Source organism: Sorangium sp. So ce448 (assembly GCF_051520915.1).
Lineage (GTDB): Bacteria > Myxococcota_A > Polyangia > Polyangiales > Polyangiaceae > Sorangium > Sorangium cellulosum_B.
In genome coordinates this window covers 5,595,383-5,614,271 of the sequence record NZ_CP150343.1, presented here as the reverse complement: position 1 = coordinate 5,614,271, position 18,889 = coordinate 5,595,383, and the positions used below count along the sequence as shown (strand labels likewise).

17 protein-coding genes are annotated in these 18,889 nt (G+C 73.4%); 8 read left to right on the top strand and 9 right to left on the bottom strand.

Features of this window, described 5'->3' with window-relative positions; genetic code table 11:
* Positions 1 to 319 precede the first annotated feature (319 nt).
* The 4 genes from WMF45_RS21090 to WMF45_RS21075 all read left to right on the top strand — a co-directional run bounded on the left by WMF45_RS21090 (position 320) and on the right by WMF45_RS21075 (position 4,825).
* A complete protein-coding gene (locus WMF45_RS21090) occupies positions 320 to 1,354 on the top strand; it encodes a hypothetical protein (RefSeq protein WP_437718672.1) in 1,035 nt (344 codons plus the stop codon).
* A gap of 147 nt (positions 1,355 to 1,501) precedes the next feature.
* On the top strand, positions 1,502 to 2,962 hold the full coding sequence (locus tag WMF45_RS21085; RefSeq protein ID WP_437718671.1) for an amidase: 1,461 nt from the start codon (positions 1,502 to 1,504) through the stop codon (positions 2,960 to 2,962).
* A 38-nt stretch (positions 2,963 to 3,000) separates the two neighbouring features.
* Positions 3,001 to 4,197, top strand: a complete 1,197-nt coding sequence (locus WMF45_RS21080; RefSeq protein WP_437718670.1) for a saccharopine dehydrogenase family protein — start codon at positions 3,001 to 3,003, stop codon at positions 4,195 to 4,197.
* A 43-nt stretch (positions 4,198 to 4,240) separates the two neighbouring features.
* Positions 4,241 to 4,825: a gamma-glutamylcyclotransferase gene (locus tag WMF45_RS21075; RefSeq protein ID WP_437718669.1), complete on the top strand. Its 585-nt coding sequence runs from the start codon at positions 4,241 to 4,243 to the stop codon at positions 4,823 to 4,825.
* 19 nt (positions 4,826 to 4,844) lie between these two features.
* Here WMF45_RS21075 and gyrA read toward each other — a convergent pair whose 3' ends face one another.
* From gyrA to WMF45_RS21050, 5 genes are all read right to left on the bottom strand, one after another.
* The gene (gene gyrA / locus WMF45_RS21070) at positions 4,845 to 7,493 is read right to left on the bottom strand and encodes a DNA gyrase subunit A (protein ID WP_437718668.1); all 2,649 of its coding nucleotides are present in this window, start codon (positions 7,491 to 7,493) and stop codon (positions 4,845 to 4,847) included.
* Between the two features lie 427 nt (positions 7,494 to 7,920).
* Positions 7,921 to 8,493 carry a hypothetical protein gene (locus WMF45_RS21065; protein WP_437718667.1) on the bottom strand — a complete coding sequence of 191 codons (573 nt, stop codon included), beginning with the start codon at positions 8,491 to 8,493 and terminating at the stop codon, positions 7,921 to 7,923.
* Positions 8,494 to 8,716: 223 nt separating this feature from the next.
* Complete coding sequence (locus WMF45_RS21060) at positions 8,717 to 9,133, bottom strand: HNH endonuclease (RefSeq protein ID WP_437718666.1); 417 nt, start codon at positions 9,131 to 9,133, stop codon at positions 8,717 to 8,719.
* Positions 9,130 to 9,363: a hypothetical protein gene (locus WMF45_RS21055; protein WP_044965251.1), complete on the bottom strand. Its 234-nt coding sequence runs from the start codon at positions 9,361 to 9,363 to the stop codon at positions 9,130 to 9,132. Before WMF45_RS21055 ends, WMF45_RS21060 begins: the two co-directional genes overlap by 4 nt.
* A 79-nt stretch (positions 9,364 to 9,442) precedes the next feature.
* On the bottom strand, positions 9,443 to 10,117 hold the full coding sequence (locus WMF45_RS21050; protein ID WP_437718665.1) for a hypothetical protein: 675 nt from the start codon (positions 10,115 to 10,117) through the stop codon (positions 9,443 to 9,445).
* 133 nt (positions 10,118 to 10,250) lie between these two features.
* Between WMF45_RS21050 and WMF45_RS21045 the strand changes: the two genes are divergently transcribed.
* Entirely contained in the window at positions 10,251 to 11,801 is a 1,551-nt protein-coding gene (locus tag WMF45_RS21045; RefSeq protein ID WP_437718664.1) for a protein kinase domain-containing protein, read from the top strand.
* Positions 11,802 to 11,887: 86 nt separating this feature from the next.
* Positions 11,888 to 12,814, top strand: a complete 927-nt coding sequence (locus WMF45_RS21040) for a nucleotidyltransferase family protein (RefSeq protein WP_437718663.1) — start codon at positions 11,888 to 11,890, stop codon at positions 12,812 to 12,814.
* A 43-nt stretch (positions 12,815 to 12,857) separates the two neighbouring features.
* Here the strand turns inward: WMF45_RS21040 and WMF45_RS21035 are convergent, their stop codons facing one another.
* The 3 genes from WMF45_RS21035 to WMF45_RS21025 form a co-directional block, all read right to left on the bottom strand.
* The gene (locus tag WMF45_RS21035; RefSeq protein ID WP_437718662.1) at positions 12,858 to 13,154 is read right to left on the bottom strand and encodes a hypothetical protein; all 297 of its coding nucleotides are present in this window, start codon (positions 13,152 to 13,154) and stop codon (positions 12,858 to 12,860) included.
* Complete coding sequence (locus WMF45_RS21030; RefSeq protein ID WP_437718661.1) at positions 13,151 to 14,716, bottom strand: phytoene desaturase family protein; 1,566 nt, start codon at positions 14,714 to 14,716, stop codon at positions 13,151 to 13,153. The genes WMF45_RS21035 and WMF45_RS21030 overlap by 4 nt, the downstream gene beginning before the upstream one ends.
* 243 nt (positions 14,717 to 14,959) lie before the next feature.
* Positions 14,960 to 16,054 carry a DUF72 domain-containing protein gene (locus WMF45_RS21025; RefSeq protein ID WP_437718660.1) on the bottom strand — a complete coding sequence of 365 codons (1,095 nt, stop codon included), beginning with the start codon at positions 16,052 to 16,054 and terminating at the stop codon, positions 14,960 to 14,962.
* Positions 16,055 to 16,178: 124 nt separating this feature from the next.
* Between WMF45_RS21025 and WMF45_RS21020 the strand changes: the two genes are divergently transcribed.
* Together WMF45_RS21020 and WMF45_RS21015 are read left to right on the top strand one after the other, a co-directional pair.
* Complete coding sequence (locus WMF45_RS21020) at positions 16,179 to 17,459, top strand: hypothetical protein (RefSeq protein ID WP_437718659.1); 1,281 nt, start codon at positions 16,179 to 16,181, stop codon at positions 17,457 to 17,459.
* On the top strand, positions 17,456 to 18,094 hold the full coding sequence (locus WMF45_RS21015) for an ATP-binding cassette domain-containing protein (RefSeq protein WP_437718658.1): 639 nt from the start codon (positions 17,456 to 17,458) through the stop codon (positions 18,092 to 18,094). The genes WMF45_RS21020 and WMF45_RS21015 overlap by 4 nt, the downstream gene beginning before the upstream one ends.
* A gap of 42 nt (positions 18,095 to 18,136) precedes the next feature.
* Here the strand turns inward: WMF45_RS21015 and WMF45_RS21010 are convergent, their stop codons facing one another.
* A complete protein-coding gene (locus tag WMF45_RS21010; RefSeq protein WP_437718657.1) occupies positions 18,137 to 18,889 on the bottom strand; it encodes a class I SAM-dependent methyltransferase in 753 nt (250 codons plus the stop codon).

Below are 18,889 nucleotides of genomic sequence, written 5' to 3'. Positions count from 1 at the left end.
GTTCGAGCGCGCGCACGTGAGCCGCGTGATGTTCAGCACGGACCGGTGCTGTCCGGGAGCTCGATCTGCGGTGGCTCGAACGGAGATGCACTGTGCTCGATGTGCACGGCTGCGTCGCTCGAGCGCGATGCAGGACGAGTCGAGCGAGGCGCGCAGAGCGCGTCGCGTGGAGCGCGCGCCAGCGAGGGCGCGGCCAGGATGCTGGGGCGCCGGGAGAGAGGTGCGCAAACACCGGACGTCGGCTCATGCGCCTCCGAAGTGCAGACTGCTGTCTTGAACTGACTGCCGCCAGATCGCGCGACACACCCATGAACCTGGCATGCAAGCGCATCGCGTCGCGCAGGCGCGCCCTGCCGATCGAACGGTCTCGCCCTGGGGTCTGAAGCGCCGCCGCGTGGCCTCTCTCGGTACGGTCGGGCTCCTCGCGCTGAGCGGCGCCGCGGCGGCCCGCGCCGATCCTGCGCAACCAGTGGATCCCACGGGGCTCGCCGGTGCACAGCCCGCGCGGCCGTCGCTTCCACCCGCGCCGCCTGCGCAGCCACCTGCTGCACCGGAGCGGCCCGCCGCTGCAGCGCCCCGGACGCAACCGAGGGCGGCCGCCAACTTCAGCACGTTCCTCGAGCTCCGGAACGATTACTCCAGCGGCAAGAACGGCTTCTTCAACGCAGCGGTGCTCCGCGGGGACTACGCCTTCACCAGGACGTTCTCGCTGCGCGCAGACCTGCCGCTCGCGTACGCGGGCGACATCGAGGGCCAGCGCGACGTGGGGCTCGGCGACATCCTGATCCGGCCGCTCGTCCGCGTGGTCGGCACGCCGCGGTTCGCGCTGGTCCTGGGCACGGATCTCCTCCTCGACTCGGCGACGAAGCGCGCGCTCGGCGCGGGAAAGAACCAGGTGGCGCCCCTCGTCCAGGCGTACTTCCGCGTGGCGCGGCCCGCGCGGCTCGGGGCCCAGCTGCAGCACGCGGTGTCGTTCGGCGGCGACCCGGAGCGGAACGCCATCCAGAAGTCGACGATCAGGGAATTCGCGATCATCGAGCTGCCGCACGGGTTCTGGGTGAGCCCGGACCAGGCGTTCTCGATCGACCACCGCGGCGCGCACCGCGTCGTGTCGACGAGCGTGCTGGAGGTCGGCGCAGAGCTCAGCGAACGGGTGCAGGTGTACGTCGATCCCGGCGTCCAGGTCGATGACCGGGGGGCGGTCGACTGGCTGGTCACCGGGGCGGTGAGGTGGGCCTTCCCGCAGCGAGCGCGGGCGCGCGCGGTCGCCGCCGCGCCGGTGCAGCGCACGGGTACGGAGCAGGCCGCGGGCGCGGGGCAGGCGGCAGGCGCGCAGCAGGCCACGGAGGAGTAGGCGGCTCGCGCCTCCGGCGTCCAAGGGACGCCCGGCGAGGGCCGCGCGCGGCTCGCGCCCGGGATGGGGCGGGGGGCGATCGACGGATCCGGGGTGGCGGACCCTTGACCTGGGTCGTCGTCCCGAGCCTGATCCTCGGTCGCACGCATGCTGTCACGAGATCCGCTGCTCCTGCTCTCCGCGACCCGGCTCGCCGCGCTGATCCGCGAACGCGCCGTGACGTCGGCCGAGGTCGTGGAGGCCCATATCCGGCACATCGAGCGCGTGAACCCGACGCTCAACGCGATGGTGGCGGACCGGTTCGAGGCCGCCCGCGCCGAGGCGCGCGCGGCCGATGCCCTCCTCGAACAGGGCGGGGCCGCGGGCGCGCCGCCGTTCCTCGGCGTCCCGTGCTCCATCAAGGAGAGCTTCGCCGTCGCCGGCATGCCGAACTCCGCGGGACTCGTCGCCCGCGCTGGCGTGCGCGCGGAGGAGGACGCCGTGACGGTGACGCGCCTGCGCGCGGCCGGCTTCATCCCGCTCGGCGTCACCAACGTGTCGGAGCTCTGCATGTGGATGGAGACGAACAACCGGCTCTACGGCCGGACGAACAACCCCTACGACCCGGCGCGCACCGCGGGCGGCAGCTCGGGAGGGGAGGCCGCGGTGGTCGGCGCGGGCGGCGCGCCGCTCGGGCTCGGCTCGGACATCGGCGGATCCATCCGCATGCCCGCGTTCTTCAACGGCGTCTTCGGCCACAAGCCGACCGGCGGGCTCGTGCCGACCTCGGGCCAGTTCCCGCTGCCGGGCGAGCGGGGGCTCCGCTTCATGACGACGGGGCCGATCGCTCGGCGCGCCGAGGATCTGATGCCGGTGCTCCGCATCCTCGCCGGCCCCGACGCGCGCGATCCGGGCTGTGCGCCGCTGCCGCTCGGCGATCCGGCCTCGGTCGATCTCGGCACGCTGACGGTGCTCTCCGTCGAGCACGACGGTGTGCGCAGGGTGAGCGCCGATCTCGTGGCCGCGCAGCGGAGGGCGGCGGAGGCGCTCGCCGCCTGCGGGGCGACGGTGATCGAGGCGAAGGTCGACCTCTTCGCGCGGGCGCTCGACATCTGGACGGCGATGGTGGGCACGTCCGGTGGCGTCACGTTCCGGGCGTTGCTCGGTGATGGCCGCCCGGTCAGCCTGCCGCGCGAGCTCGCCCGCTGGTCGGTCCGCCGCTCGCCGCACACGCTGCCGGCGCTGGGGCTCGCGTTGCTGGAGGACGTCGGCGGGCTGCTGCCGGCGCGCGTCGAGCGAGCCCTGGAGCTCGGCAAGGCGCTGCGCGCCGAGCTCGTGTCGCGCATCGGCGAGCGGGGCGTGATGCTCTACCCGTCGTATCCGAGCCCCGCGCCGCGGCACTACGCGCCGCTCCTGCCGCCCTTCCAGTGGACCTACACCGCGGTGCTCAACGTCATGGAGATGCCGGCGACGCAGGTGCCGCTGGGCCTCAACGGCGAGGGGCTGCCGCTCGGCGTCCAGGTGGCGGCGATCCACGGCAACGATCACGTGACGATCGCCGTGGCGGAGCACCTGGAGCGCTCGTTCGGCGGCTGGGTGCCGCCGTCGCTCTCGTGGTGCCGGCGCTGACGTTCCCGCCCGCGGTCGTGGTATCAAGGCTGCCCCCCATGACCAGCGACCGCGCGTACGACGTGATCGTCTTCGGAGCGACCGGCTTCACCGGTCGCCTCGTCGCCGAGTATCTCGCCACCAAGGGCAAGGACGCCTCTGCCCGCGGCGCAGAAGAGCGGCCCATCCGCTGGGCGATCGCTGGCCGGAACGCGGGGCGCCTCGCCGAGGTGAAGGCGGCGATGGAGGCGATCGATCCGGCGTGCTCCTCGCTGGGCGTCATCGAGGCGGCGTCGGACGACGCGGCGTCGCTCGAGCGCATGGCCCGACAGGCGCGCGTCGTCATCACGACGGTCGGTCCTTACACGGCGCTCGGCGAGCCGCTCGTCGAGGCGTGCATCCGCGCGGGCACCGACTACGCGGATCTCACCGGCGAGCCCGGGTTCGTCGACCGCCTCATCGAGCGCCACCACGAGGCTGCCCGCGCGCGGGGCGTGAGGATCGTCAACTGCTGCGGCTTCGACAGCATCCCGCACGACCTCGGGGTGCTCTTCACGGTGACGAAGCTCCCCGCGGGCGAGCCGATCGTGGTGGAGGGCATCGTGCGCGCGCACGGCAGCTTCTCCGGCGGCACCTGGCAGTCGCTGCTCGAGATCATGGCGCGCCCGGGCCCCAGGAAGGGCGCCGCGCGCGGCGAGGACGCGCACGGGGCGCGCAGGGTGCGGGGGCTCAAGACGCGCATCCGCTACGAGAAGGGGCTGCGCGCATGGCTCTGTCCGATGCCCAGCATCGATCCGCTCGTCGTGCTGCGGAGCGCGCGGGAGCTCGACGCCTACGGCCCCGACTTCCAGTACAGCCACAACGTGCAGGTCAAGTCCGGGCTGCAGCTCGTGATGGGGATCGCCGGCTTCGGCGCGGTCACGGCGCTGGCCAAGGTGGGACCGACGCGGGAGCTGCTCCGCAAGGTGCGGAGTCCGGGGGAGGGGCCGAGCGCGGAGGAGCGGGCGCGCAGCTGGTTCCAGGTGACCTTCCAGGGGAAGAGCGCGTCGCGCAAGGTGTTGACGCGGGTGAGCGGCGGCGATCCCGGTTACTCGGAGACGGCCAAGATGGTGGCAGAGTCGGCGCTCTGCATGGCGTTCGACCGCGAGCGGCTGCCGGCGCGCGCCGGGGTCATCACGCCGGTCGTCGCGATGGGGGAGCGGCTCATCGAGCGGCTTCAGGCGGCGGGGATCCGGTTCGAGCTGCTCGAGGGGTGAGCTGCGGCGGCTGACGGCCGGCGCGGTTTGGTACAATCGCCCCGTGCACCGCGAGACGTGGATCTTCGGTTACGGCTCGTTGATCTGGCGGCCTGCCTTCCGCTTCGAGCAGATGGTGCCCGGGTACATCACGGGGTGGGCCCGCCGCTTCTGGCAGGGGTCCACCGATCATCGGGGCGTCCCCGGGGCGCCCGGGCGGGTGGTCACGCTGATTCCGTCACCTGGCGCGCGCTGCTGGGGGATGGCCTATCGCGTTGCCGTGGCCGAGCTCGACGAGGTGCTTCGCGCGCTGGATCACCGCGAGAAGGGCGGCTATGCGCGCCACGACGTGCCGCTCCACCTGGCGGACGGGGCGGCGGCGCGCGCGGAGATCACGGCCCGGTCGGCCATCGTGTACCTGGCCACGCCGGATAACCCCGACTACCTGGGCGCTGCGCCGCTCCCGGAGATTGCCGCTCAGGTGCTTGCATCGCACGGCCCGAGCGGCTCGAACGTCGAGTATGTCCTTCAGCTCGCCGACGCGCTCGTCGCGATGGGCGCCCACGACGAGCACGTGACCGAGCTGGCGGCCCTCGTCGGCCATCGAGCTCCCCGACCGGTCGACCCGACAACCACCGTAGGCCCCTAGATCCCCGCCCGGTCGACCTCTAGTTGACCTCGCTGACCTCGCTGACCTCGCTGACCTCGCTGCTCTCGTTCCCGCCCGCGTGATCCGCGACCCCGTTGGTCCCGTCCGCGCCCGCGCCCGGCGGCGTCGACCCGCCCTCCTCGGCCTCGGCCGCGTCCGCCGCGAAGGCCTCGACGGCGACGACCCGCTCGTCCTGGCCGACGTGCATGATCCGCACGCCCTGCGCGTTGCGCCCCGTCTCGCGGATCTCGCTCGTCTTGGTGCGGATCATCTGCCCGCGATCGGTCACGATCAGCACCTCGTCGCTCGGGCTCACCATGGCGACGCCCACGACCGGCCCGTTCCGCTCGCTCGCGTCGATGAGGATGACGCCCTTGCCGCCGCGGCTCTGGAGCCGGAACTCCTCGAGCGGCGTCTGCTTGCCGTACCCGCGCTCGCACACCGCGAGCACCCGGTCGCGCCCGTCGCCGCTCACGCCGAGGCCCACCACCACGTCGCCCTCGTCGAGCTCGATGCCCTTCACGCCCATCGTCGCGCGGCCCGTCGGGCGCACCTGGTCCTCGGGGAAGCGGATGCTCATCCCGCTCCGCGTCGCGATCACGAGCTCACGCTTGCCGTCGGTGAGCGCCGCCGTGAAGAGCTGATCGCCCTCCTCGATCCGCACGCCGATGATCCCCTTGTCCCGGTAGTTCTCGTACTCGTTGAGCGCCGTCTTCTTGATCTGCCCGCGGCGGGTCAGCGTCACAACGAACGTCTCGCCGTCGAAGCTCGGCACCGGCGTGATCGCCGCGACCTTCTCCCCCGGCTCCATCCCGACGAAGTTCACGATCGCCCGGCCCTTCGCGTTCCGAGGCGCCTGCGGGATCTCGTAGACCTTCTTGACGAAGACCTTGCCCTTGTCGCTGAAGAAGAAGACGTACGAGTGCGTCGATGCCACGAAGAGCTGGCTCACCCAGTCCTCCTCGCGCGCCTCCATCCCGACCATCCCCTTGCCGCCGCGGCGCTGCGCCCGGTACGTCGAGGTCGGCGTCCGCTTCAGGTAGCCGGCATGCGAGATGGTCACGACCATGTCCTCTTCCTGGATCAGGTCCTCCATCTGGATCTCGGCCTCGGCCGGCACGATCTCGGTGCGCCGCTTGTCGCCGAAGCGCTCCTTGATCTCCTCGAGCTCCATCACGATCACGTTCATGAGCAGCCCCATGTCGGCCAGGATCGCCCGGAGCCGCTCGATGGTCTGCGACAGCTCGCCGTACTCCTTCGCGAGCTTCTCCCGCTCGAGGCCGGTCAGGCGCGACAGCCGCATCTCGAGGATCGCCTTGGCCTGCCGCTCCGACAGGAAGTAGTCGCCGCGCGTGTCGGCCTCGGCGCACTCGGGCTCCGGCCGGCCGGCGCGCCGGAGGAACTCGCCGAGCCCCCGGAGCGGCAGCTTCTGCAGGTTCTCCCGCGCGTCGTCCGGATCGCTCGAGGCCCGGATCGTCGCGACGATGCGATCGATGTCGCTCGTCGCCATCCCGAGCCCCTCGACGAGCTCGCGCTGCGCCTCGGCCTGCCGGAGCTCGAACCGACAGCGCCGCGTCACGACCTCGCGCCGGTGCTCGATGAAGTGCGAGAGCGTGTCCTTCAGGCTCAGCACCGCGGGGCGGCCGTTCGCGATGGACAGGTTGATGACGCCGAACGTCGCCTGGAGATCCGTCAACCGGTAGAGCTGGTTGACGACCACCTGCGGGAAGATGTCCTTCTTCAGCTCGATGACGATCCGCATCCCCTCGCGGTCGCTCTCGTCGCGCACCTCGCTGATCCCCTCGATGCGCTTCTCCTTCATGCACTCGGCGATCTTCGCGACCAGCCGGGCCTTGTTCACCTGGTAGGGGATCTCGGTGAAGACGATCTGCTCGCGGTCGCCCTTCATCGTCTTCTCGACCTGGTGGCGCCCGCGCATCGTGATCGAGCCGCGGCCCGTCGTGTACGCCTGCACGATCCCGCTCTTGCCGTAGATGAGGCCGCCGGTCGGGAAATCGGGGCCCGGGACGAGGTGGAGCAGCTCCTCCAGGGTGATGTCGGGGTTGCGGATGATGGCGATCGTCGCGTCGATGATCTCGCCGAGGTTGTGCGGCGGGATGTTCGTCGCCATGCCGACGGCGATGCCGCCGGAGCCGTTCACCAGGAGCTGCGGGAACTTCGCCGGCAGGACGCTCGGCTCGAGCTCCGAGTCGTCGTAGTTCGGGACGAAGTCGACGGTGTCCTTGTCGAGATCGGCGAGCAGCTCGACGGCCATCCGCGACAGGCGCGACTCCGTGTACCGCATGGCCGCGGGCGAGTCGCCGTCGACCGAGCCGTAGTTGCCCTGCCCGTCGATGAGCGGGTAGCGCAGGCTGAAGGTCTGCCCCATCCGGACGAGCGCGTCGTAGACCGCGAGATCGCCGTGCGGGTGGTACTTGCCGAGGACGTCTCCGACGACGCGCGCGCACTTCTTGTGCGAGCCGGTGGGGCCGATCTTCTGCTCGTTCATCGAGTAGAGGATCCGGCGGTGCACCGGCTTCAGGCCGTCGCGCACGTCCGGGATCGCGCGGCCGATGATCACGCTCATCGCGTAGTCGAGGTAGCTCGTCCGGAGCTCGTCCTGGATGCTGACCGGAACCTTCTGCTGGATGTTCGACGTCTCTTCCATGGGGGACCTGCACCCGAGGCGCGGGGGGCGGGCGCGGCGCGCGCTCGGCCCCCGTCGTAGAGGCCCATCCCAGCGCGGCTCGAGCGTCGAGCGGAGCAGCAGAAGCGGCCCTGGCCTCGAACGATGAGCGACGAGGTGGAGTCCGGCCTTCGCCGCCCGCCCTATGACCCACGCTGTTCAGGGGATGCGACGGATGCGTTCAGGTACTCCAAGGGGCAGGCCGGCGCAAAGGGTTTGCCGGCCTCAGAGGGCGTTCCTGCCCGCGCGCGCGGGCGCGGATCGCGGTCTGCCGCCGGCTCCTCGGCGGACGCCGCGAGGGCGCATCAGGGGGGCCGGACAGCGCGGCGGGAGCGCGGGGGCGTCCTGGGCGGGGGCGCTGGACGGCGCGGCGGGAGCGTGAGGCGGCGCAACGGGAGCGCCGGAAGGGTCAGGGCTCGACGCGGGTGGGCTGGGCGCAGGTCCGGACGACGATTTCAACGTCCTTCTCCGCCACGATCGAGCCGGCGCCGCCCGGGGCGTCGGGGTCGGGGCCGGGGCACGCCCACGTCCAGGTCGGGTGGGCCTTGTCACCGTTGGGGAGCAGCATTTCGGGGTTCCCGGAGGTCTCGCCACCTTTGGGCGTGAGCTCATCGGCGAGCTCCCCCCCGTAGCCGTCGATCCTGACCGTGTACTCGTGCCCCTCGACGACGGAGGTGAACGACACGCTCCACGCACAGGAGATCGGCGGCGACGAGGCGAGGGGGGACGGCCCGCCCTCCGCGCTGTTGTCGGTGAGCGTGGCGACGTAGCTGCGGATGGCTTCCGGCTCGTCCGAGCCCGAGCACTGGACGTCGCCCAGGAAGGCGAGCGGGTCGATGGTCACCGACGTCCCGAGCTGCAGGTCGTCGTCGCTGTTGGACCCGTCGGCGCAGGCCGTGAGCGCGAGGACGGCGAGCGCCAGGGCGCACCGGCCGGCCCGGGGTCGTGGGGAGCGCCCGCGCGCGCGATCCGCGGCGAACAAGGTTCCGAAACCAGCTCGAGCTCGGCCCATCGGCAGGGGGCACTAGTCCAAGCCGGGGAACGGCGCCACATGAAACGCGGCCCAGCTGCGCGCGCACGGCGCGCGGCCGAGCGAGGCCCGCGAGAGGAGACGCTGGCGGCGGCGCTCGCGGGCGAGCTGCCGGATGCGCCGCTCGCGCTCGCGAGGCGGTGATGAGCTCGCGGAAGCTGCGGGCGCCCGCCCTCTACGGGAACCGACCCCGCAACGCCTCTTCACGTCGAATCTCGATGACGAGAGGCCGATTCATCCGGAGGAGCGCGACCGTGGCGCGGCCTGTCGGTGTCTTCCCGGCGATCAACAGCTCGCCCGTGACGTCGAAGTGGTCTTCCCAGCGACCCCAGCGAGGGTGGAAGAGGCTCGCGTGGTCGCCCGTTGTCGGGTCCTCTCCCTGGGTCCGCGCTCCCTTGCGCAGGGAGCACGAAACACAGGCGAGCGCCAGGTTCTCCAGGGCGGTCAGGCCACCTGCGTGCCGTGGCTGGATGTGATCGACATGGAACGTGGCCTCCTGGCTGACCTGGGAGAGCCGGCAATACTCGCATCGATCGGCAGCACGCTTGCGGACGCGACGCTGAAGCGCCGCGGGCACGCCGTCGCCGCTCATCGCGTCAGCGCAGGCTCCTTCCGCGATGCGCGGAGGCGCAGCAAGCTGAGCAGCTCGGCGAGATCGACGAGCCCCTCGGCTTCGATGGCCTCATCCGCCGATAGCTTCTCCCCGCGATCCTGCTTGTCCAGGAGCGCCTGCAGCCTTCGATCGACCCCCGCCGGGAGGCGGAGCTGTGCGAGATCGGAGGGGAGCTCCACATCAACGTGGACTGTTGCCGGCGTAGCCATCGTCGAAGTCCTCCCTGAACCTAGCAGGTTGGTGCGACGTCGGCGATCAGTCAGTCCGAGCGAGCTTCCCGCAGCTGTATTAGGGCCCGCCGTTGCCGCCGCTGCCCGCGCTGCCGCCGCTGCCCGCGCTGCCGCCGCCGGAGCCGCCGCTGCCGCCGGAGACATCGCTGCCGCCGCCATTGCCCGCGCTGCCGCCGCCGGAGCCGCCGCTGCTCGCGTTGCCAGAGCTGCCGCTGCCGGCGCCGCCGCTGTTCGGGGCGGCGACGAACGCGCAGGCCTCGAGCGCCTCCGCCTGCGCGGTGATCACCTTGCAGGGGGTGATCGCGCGGTCCACGCCCGCGGCGAGCGGCGCCGCAGAGCACGCCGCCATGGACGCGACCTTGGCGCTGGCGCAGGCGCGCGCCTCGCCGACGGCGGCAACGCAGGCATCGACCTGGAAGGTCGTCGGCTCTTCCACGGTCTGGCCACCGCCGGCGCCGTTCTCGATGCCGTGCAGGCACTGGTCCCAATAGAACTCGACGCAGGTGTTCACCCGCTCTTCGGCGTCCCCGGAGCCGATCCACTCCGGGCACACGGAGGCCGCCTCGCACCGGGCCTGCTCGATCCGCCGGCAGGCGTCGACGCCCACAGCGTCGTTGCCGCAGCTCGGCGCTGTGATGAGGGTTACGGCGCCGAGACCGAGCAACGCGGCCGCGGCCCAGGACGCGGAGCTCCGCCTCGCGGCGGAGAGGACGGCGAGCGCAGACGAACCCACCCGGCGGAGCTACCACGCGGCCGCCGGAGGCGTCGAGTTTTCCGGCACACCAGCTGTCCACCCCACCTCGGGGGCGCGAACGGCGACCGGACAAGGCCGGTCCGATCTATGCTCCCAGGGCCGCGATCACCCTATGGATCCGCCGAGCCTCGCGCAGCTCCGACCCGACACGCCTTTCCATGGGCGGTACCGCGTCGTGCGCCCCATCAAGACGGGCGGGATGGGGGCGGTGTACGAGGTCGTGGACGTGGTCACGGACCGCCGCCGAGCGCTCAAGGTGATGCTCCCCGGATCCATCCAGGACCCGGCCCAGCGCGCCCGGTTCGCCCAGGAAGCCAAGATCACGGGCGGGATCGAGAGCGACCACATCGTTCACATCTCCGATGCCGGCATCGACGCCGACTCGGGGATGCCGTTCCTCGTCATGGACCTGCTCCAGGGCGAGGAGCTCGCGAGCCTGTCGGCGCGCCGCGGCCCGCTGCCGCCGGCCGAGGTGGTGCTCTACCTGGGCCAGGTCGCGCGCGCGCTCGACAAGATGCACGCGGCCGCCATCGTCCACCGGGACCTCAAGCCGGCGAACCTCTTCCTGACGAGGCGGGATGACGGCTCCCCCTGCGTGAAGGTCCTTGATTTTGGGCTGGCGAAGGTCGTGGCGCACCGCAGCATGGCGGACCGCACGGCGATGGTCGGGACGCCCCTCTACATGGCGCCCGAGCAGATCCGCGGCGACGTCGCCGTCGGGCCGAAGACCGACATCCATGCGCTCGCGCATGTCGCCTTCGCGCTGCTCGTGGGCAGCCCGTACTGGCTGACCGAGGCCAACGTCCTGCCGTCGGTCTACGCGCTCCTCCAGCGGATGGTGGCGGGGTTGCCCGAGCCTCCGAGCGCCCGCGCCGCGCGGCGCCGCAGCAGCATCCGGCTGCCGCCCGCCTTCGACGCGTGGTTCCAGCAGGCGACCGCGATCGACCCGAAGGACCGCTTCGAGCGCGCCACGGCGGCCGTCACGCTGATGGCGGAGGCGCTCGGCGCGCCCGCCCCGTCGACGCCGCCCCCGGCCGAGCGGCCCACGAACCCGCCGCCGTCGTCCCGCCGCGGGGTCGAGACCCGCGGGGTCGAGGCGGACGACCGGCGCGCCGCCGACGATCGGCGCGCCAGCTCGCCGTCGGACCCCGGGCCAAAGCCCCCGGAGCCAGGGCCCAAGGCCGGCGAGCCACGCCAGCGCGACGAGGACCTCGCCGCGGTCGTCCACGAGGAGCGGCTCCGGGCCTTCCTGAAGAAGGAGGTGCAGCGCGCCAAGGAGCAGCGGACGAGGCGGCTCTCGCTGCTGCTGCTCAGCGTGGAGGGGCTCCAGGGCGTCGAGGAGGCGCAGGGCCGAGCCGGGGTCGATCGCATCCTCGGCGATCTCGCGCGCATCGTCAGGATCTACGTGCCGGAAGGCGGGCTGCTCGGGCGCTACCGCCGCGACACCCTCGCGATCGTCTGCCCCGGGATCGGCCGGACGCGGGCGTCCGCGTTCGCGAAGGTGCTCGGCGAGAAGGTGCGCCAGCACCGCTTCCGGCGAGCGGCCACGACGCCCTTCCGGATGACCCTCCGCATCGGCGCCGCGCACATCGAGGAGGGGGACGCTACGGGGCACGAGCTGCTCGAGCGCGCGGCGCGGGAGCTTCCCGAGCGGGGGGAGTGAGCTGAACGAGGGAGCGGGCCGATGGCCGCGATCTCCGCTGGCTCGGTCGCGCGGCTGCGCGGTCGCGCCGTAGCGACCTCGATTTCTTGAACGTTCAGCGTGAAGGGGCGATCCTCGCGGCCATGGCCTCTGCCATGATCCTCGCGGCGGGGCTCGGGACCCGGCTCCGCCCGCTCACGGACGAGATGCCGAAGCCGCTCCTGTGGCTCGGCGATCGGCCGCTCATCGCGCACATCGCCGAGCGGCTCGCCGCGGGCGGTGTCGTCCGCGTCGCGGTGAACAAGTCCCACCTCGCGGAGCGATTCTCGCGCGATCTGCTCGCGGCGTTCCCGATGCCCGTCGAGGTGCTGCACGAGCCGGAGCCCCTCGGCACCGCCGGGGGCCTCGCGAACGCGGCGGGCGCGCTCGGCGAGGGCGACGTGGTCCTCTGGAACGGCGACATCCTGATCGATCTCGATGTGGCGGCGCTCTCGGCGGCGCACGGCCATCACGGCGCGGGCGCGACGCTCGCGGTCGCGCCGCGGCCGGCCGGGGAGGGGACGGTGGGCGTCGGCGCGCGGGGCGAGGTGGTGCGGCTCCGCGGCGAGCGCTTCGGCGACGAGGTCGCGGGCGGCGATTTCGTGGGCGTCCACATGGTCGGCGAGGCGCTCCGGCGAAGGCTGCCGCCGCTCGGGTGCATGGTGGGCGACGTGTACCTGCCGTGGCTGCGCGAGGGGCGCTCGCTCGCGACGTTCGCGGCGCCCGCCGTGTGGCACGACATCGGCGCGACGGCCGCATACCTCGCGGCGAACGCGCGCTGGCTCTCGCAGCACGGCCACCGGAGCTACGTCGGCCCGGGGGCGTTCGTCGCGGAGGGCGTTGACGTGGCGGGCAGCGTGGTCGGCGCGGGGGCGCGGGTCGAGGGGGCCGGCGCGCTGCGCGGGTGCGTGGTGTGGCCGGGCGCGCTGGCCCGAGCGCCGCTCGATCGGGCGGTGGTGACGACGAAGGGGACGGTCGCGCGCGCGGCCGTGTGAGCACGTGGGTGGAAAAGTCCCTGCGAGCAGGGAGGGGCGAGCTTCACCGCGCCGGTGCGTCGGGGCGATTCACGTAGTCGGCCGCAAACCTGCGGATCTCATCCACTTTCCGGTGCTCGGACAGCTCGGGGTAGACACCCCAGAGGACGTCCTTGATGAAGACGCCGTACTCCGGAGTGCCAGGTCGGATGGATGGATGATGTCGCTCCAGGTACTCGTGCAGGATCACCTCCGCCTCGCTGATCGTCGGCGCGCCCGGCGAGCCGTCCGGAGCAGGCGGCTCCCTGCTGCACCCCGCCGCCACGGCGAGCGCTCCCATCGCCGCGAGGTGCAACTTCATTTCCCGAGGTCGGCGAGCGCGGCCTTCGCGGCGTTGTGCCCCGCCGCGCCGATGACCGACCCGGCCGGGTGCGTCCCCGCGCTGCACGAGTAAAGCCCGGCGAGCCCGAACCGGTAGGGGACGCGATCGGCGAAGCCGAAGCTGTTGTCGATGTGGTGGATGTGCCCCTTCGTGATCCCGAAGTGCCGCTCGATGTCCGGCGGCGCCAGCGTGAACGTCTCCAGCACGAGGTCGCTCATCCCAGGCGCGAAGCGATCGCAGATCGCGAGGAGGTGCTTCACGTAGCGCGGCGCGGCCTGGTCCCACGTCTCGCCGCCCGCGAGCGCGTAGGGCACCCACTGCACGAAGAGCGCCGCGTTGTGGTGGCCCTCCGCGTCGCGCAGGCTCGGGTCGATCGGCGTGTGGAAGTACCACTCGATCGCGGGGAACTCCGGGAGGCGCCCGCTCATCGCGTCGCGGTGGGCCTGCCGCAGCGTGTCCATCACGACGTCCTCGTCCGGCAGGAGGTGGATGGTCGGCCCGAACTGCCCGCGGTCCTCCGGGAGGCACATGAACTTGGGCAGGCCGGTCAGCGCCATGTTGACCTTGAGCGTCGAGCCGTCCTTCGCGAGCGCGTCGAGCCGCGCCGAGAGCGAGGCCCCGATCGCCGCCTCGCCGGCGAGCGCGCGGGTGCGGTACGGATCGGCGTTCGAGACGACCACCTTCGCGGCGATGCGCGCGCCGTCCTCGAGGAGCACGCCGGAGACGGCGCCCCCGGACGACTCGATCCGCGCGACGCGGGCGCCGGTGACGATCGTCGCGCCCTCGGCCCTCGCCTTCTCGGCGAAGAGGCGGGAGATCGTGCCCATTCCGCCCTCGACGATCATCCAGGTCCCGTCGGCGCCGGGGAGGCGGCACATGTTGTGGATGAGGAAGTTCATGCCGGTGCCGGGCGACTCGAAGCCGCCCGCGAGCCCCGAGAAGGCGTCGGTCACGGCGTACATCGCCTGGAGGAGATCGCTCTTCCAGCCGAACCGGGCGAGGTAGTCGGAGATCGTGCCCCGGCAGAGCGCCACGAACGTCTGCCGGAGGGCGGGCCGCACGTAACGCTCCGCCGTCTCCTCGATGGAGAGCGGCTCCTCGAGCCACGTCGGGGCGATGTCGTCCCGGAGCGCGGCGAGCTCGGCCTGGAGCGCGCTGTTCGCGTCCCAGTCCGCCTGGGAGAAGAACTCCAGGAACTGCCGCTTCATCGCGGCCTGATCCGAGCCGAAGAGCAGGTAGCGCCGGTCCGTGGTCGGGAGGAAATAGTGCGGATCGCGCCGCCGCAGGGGGAGGGCGACGCCGACCTCGCGGAGCAGCTCGGGGGGGGCGAGCCCGAGCAGGTAGGCGCCGCTCGAGACGCCGAGGCCCGGCGCCTTCCGGAAGGGGTGCTCGGTCTTCACCGCGCCGCCGACCGCGTCCTTCTCCTCGAGCACCACCACGTCGAGCCCGCGGCGGGCAAGGAGGACGGCGGCGACGAGACCGTTGTGGCCGGCGCCGACGATGACCACATCGGCGCGGGCCGGAGCTTCACTGCGTTTCATTGGGCACCTCCAAGCGCTGTGCGCGTCCTCTGCCGCGGCCGGCGCGCTGGCGCTCGGGCCATGGCGCACGAGGTGTTGCACGGATGGTACGGCGAGGAGAGCGCTTTTCGCGCGCGGTGGCCGGGAGGGGCGCGCCGCGCCGGCCCCGAGGCCGCCCGCACGGCGACCCTTTCCAGCCTGTCGTCTCCGCGGCGCTGGCGCGCGCGCGTCGCGCCGGCCCGCTCCGTCCTGCCCTGGTCGGGCTCACCCGCCGGCGGTCGTCGTCGGCGACGCGGGCGCGCGCCACGCCGCGGCGACCTCCTCGGCGACGGCGCGCACGGTCAGGGGCGCCGAGCCCTCGGCCTTGTTGTTCACGAGCGTGAAGCTCTCGATGCGCAGCGCCGCGGCCTCGCAGAGGATCCGCGCGACCTCCGCGCGCATCTCGGGATCCGGCTCGACCACCCGGTTGAACGGGTGGAACCGGCGCTTCTCCGCCTCGTAGCGGCGGCCGGGCTTGAGCGAGAGCCGGACGACCGCGAACGGGGCGTTCGAGACGGGCACCACCTCGGCCTGGGCCCCGGGAGACGGCATGTTGCGCCAGTAGCTGTACGCGTGGGCGACGCCGTGCGCGCCGAGGATCTCCCGGTACTCGCCGGTGAAATAGGCGCGCTCCCTGAGCTCGACCGCGCAGGAGAGCTCGCGCGGCAGCGCGCCGAGGAACGCGTCGAGCCGCTCGAAGAACGCGCGCGGCGGGAGCCGGTGGGGCGGGCCGACCGGGGGCAGCTCGAGCAGCACCGGCCCCGCGTGCGCCCGGAACACCGTGAGCAGCGGCGCGGCGACGCGCGAGAGGAAGAGCGCCACCGAGAGGAAATCCGGGTTTGGATCGAGGCGAGGAGGGCTCGCGCCGCGTCCCTCGTCCTCGGCCGGCGGCGTCTGCGATCGCTCGAGCGTCTGGGACACGACGGCGTGCAGCGCCTTCGATACGCAGCGGAAGCCCTCCGGCAGCTGCGCTGCGTAACGGCGGAAGTCGCTGTCGGGGACGGGGGCGTAGAAGCTGCGGTCGATTCCGACCGTCGTGAGCAGCGGGTGCCGGGCGTACTCGGCGAGGCCGTCGCGCGCGAGCTCCTCGGTGCTGTGCCGCGCGGCGTAGACGAGGCCCTGCCAGCCGGGGAAGCTCCACGAGCTCGTGCCGAGGTGGAGCCCCGGTGGCAGCCGCGCCGCCAGGCGGGCGGCGTCGTCGTAGACCGCCGCCATCGCGTCGCGCTCGCGCGCCGCCTCGGCAGCGGCGGGCTCCGGCGCTGAACCGAACAGCGAGAGCTGCGATGGGTCGGGGCCACGGCGCCCAGGGGAGCGGCTCACCCGGTCGAGTCTACTGCTTCCGGCGCGCTCCGCGACACCGGCCGCGCGGGCGGGGGCGACCGTCGCGCTGGCCATGCGCTTCCGAGGGGAGCATCCGGCCGGCCGTGCGGTAGAAGCACGTGACGTGCTGCGCCGCTTCGCCCTCGTCGTGCGCGTCCTGGTCTCGACGGCCGGGAAGGACGCTTTCGCGCGCGCCATGCCGCTGTACATGGGCATGGGCCTCGTCGCGGCGGTCGTGTTCGGCGGCAACGGGATGCACCCCTCGCAGCTCACGGGCATCGCGGGTGAGTCGCCCCTGTTCCGGGTCGCGCTGTGGGGGGCATGGTTGCTCGTCGGGACGCCGGCGGCGCGCGCGCTGCTCCGCGCTCCGGCGACGTTCTTTCTCCGCGCGCTGCCGGTCCCGCGCCGCGAGCTGCTCTCGGCTCACGCGCTGCTCCTCGCCGTCGCGGAGCTCCCGTGGGTGGCGCTCTGGGCGGTCGGCGCTGGCGCGCTCGCCGGCTGCGCCGCCGGCGCCGCGGCGCTCGCGGCGCGCTGCATGCTCCTCGCCCGTCCGCGCGGCGCGCGCGAGCTCTCGGCCCTCGCGCTGCTCGCGGGCGCCATCGCGCTCGGGGCCCCGGCGTCGGTGCTGCTCGCGTGCGCCGCGCCCGCGCTGGCCGTCGGGCTGCGCGCGGCCGTCGCCCGCGCGCCAGAGATCCCCGCCGGCCGCGAGCGCTCGATGATCCCATCGGCGGCGCCCGCCCTCGTCGCGCTCGCGCTCGCCTACCTGGCGGCGATCGTCCGTGGCCACCGCGCGGTGCTCGTGCGAGGCCTCGCGCTCGCGGCGATCGGCGCGCTCGCCGCGGCGGCCTGGGCCCGGAACAGCGGGCGGATCGAGGGCGGGCCGCTCGCCGCGGCGTCGCTCGTCGTGCTCGCGCCGGTCGCGCTCTGCGCGGGCGCTGGCCTCTCCGGTCCGGTCCTGCGCGAAGAGCGGCGGCTCGCGTGGCTCCTCGACGCGTGCGGCACGGCGGCCGGGCTCCGCGCGGGCGCCGTCGCCGCAGCGGTGGCCGCGCCGCTCGTCGCGCTCGCGCTCGGACACGGCGCGGTGGTCGGCGCGCTCACCGGCGCGGCCCCCTCGGTGACGCTGCGCCTGGTCGGTGGCGCGGGGCTCGCGGGGCTGCTCCTCGCCGCGATCGCGCTCGGCTGCGTCCGGTGGTCCGTTCGTCAAGACGGCCGCGACAGCAGCCGGGTGCTGCTCTCGGTGCTCGCGGCGATCGCGGCGTCGATCGCGGCCGCGTGGACGCTGGGAGATCTCGCGCTCGCGGCCTTCGCTCCGGCGGCCGCGCTGCTCGCGGGGCCCGCCGGTGCGCGCTGGCTCTCGCCAGGCCGCGGGCGCGGCGCGGCGGCAGGAGAGGGGAGGGCGCTGTGACGCTGGAGGCGACGGGGATCCACAAGCGGCTCTCGGGCAGGGACGTGCTCTCGGGCGTCGACCTCCGCTGCGGACCTTCGGCGGTGGCGGTCGTGATGGGCGAGAACGGCGCCGGCAAGTCGACCTTGCTGCGGGTCGTCGTCGGGTTGCTGGAGCCCGATCGCGGCGCCGTGACGCTCTCGGGGGAGGCCGTCCACGGCGCCGCGGCCTCGGCGCGGCGCCGGCTCGGCTACGCGCCCGACGCGACCGATGCGCTGCCCGATCTCCAGGTCGCGGAGCTCTGCGCCCTCGTGCGTGCGCTCAAGCAGGCGCCGCCGCTCGACGGCGCGTGGCGCGCGTCGATCGAGCGGCTCGGCGCGGCCGCCTTCTACCAACAGCGGCTCTCCGGGCTGTCGTTCGGTCAGCGCAAGCGCGCGCTCCTGCTCGCGGCGCTGGTGGGCGATCCTTGGCTGCTCGTGATCGACGAGCCGACCAACGGGCTGGACGCCGAGGGGGCGCGCGCGGTGCTGGAGCTCATCGAGCAGCGCCGCGCGGAGGGGAAGGCGACGCTCCTCACGACCAACGACGCGGCCTTCGCCGCGGCGATCGGGGGGCACGTGCGCCGGCTGAACGGAGGGCGGCTCGGCGCGGAGTAGGCGGCGCCTCGGCCCGTGAGGCGCCGCGCCTCCGGACGCCGCCTACCGGCCGGGCTGCCCCTCCTCGCGGCCCCAAGGGTGCGGCAGCAGCCGCAGCACCCGCGTCTCGCGCTGCTCGCGACCTTCGAGATCGAGCGACGTGGGGACCTGGTACAGCGCGAGCTCCTCGACCGCCTCCGCGGGGCAATAGGCGCGCCCGGGATCGCCGACGATCACCGCGGTGGCGCGCGCGGCCTCTTGGCGCAGCCACGGGAGCACGCGGTCGACCATCGCGCGCTCGTAGCAGACGTCGCCCGCCACGATGACGTCCCACGCGGGCGTCGCGGCGCTCGCCGTGAGATCCTCGGTGGTCACGTCGACGGTGACGCCGTTCAGGGCCGCGTTCAGCCGGAGCGCCGCCGCGGCGAACGGATCGATGTCGGCGGCGCTCACGCGCGCGGCGCCGGCGAGCACCGCGGCGATCGCGACGACGCCGCCGCCGGAGGCGAGGTCGAGGACGCGCTTGCCCGAGACCGTCTCGGGATGATCGAGGAGGTACCGCGCGAGCGCCTGCCCGCCCGCCCACGCGAACGCCCAGTACGGCGGCGGCACGCCCGCGCGCGCGAGCGCCGCCTCGGTCGCGTGCCAGAGCGGCGTGACCTCGGTCGCCAGGTGGAGCCTGACCTCGGGGACGAACGGCGGGCAGGCGACGGCCGTCTCGCGCGCGACGAACGCCGCCGCGCGCTCGGCCGCGGAGGCGGCCTCCGCGGAGGCGTCAGGCTGCGGCGCGGGAGCGAGCCCCCTCGTCACGGCCAT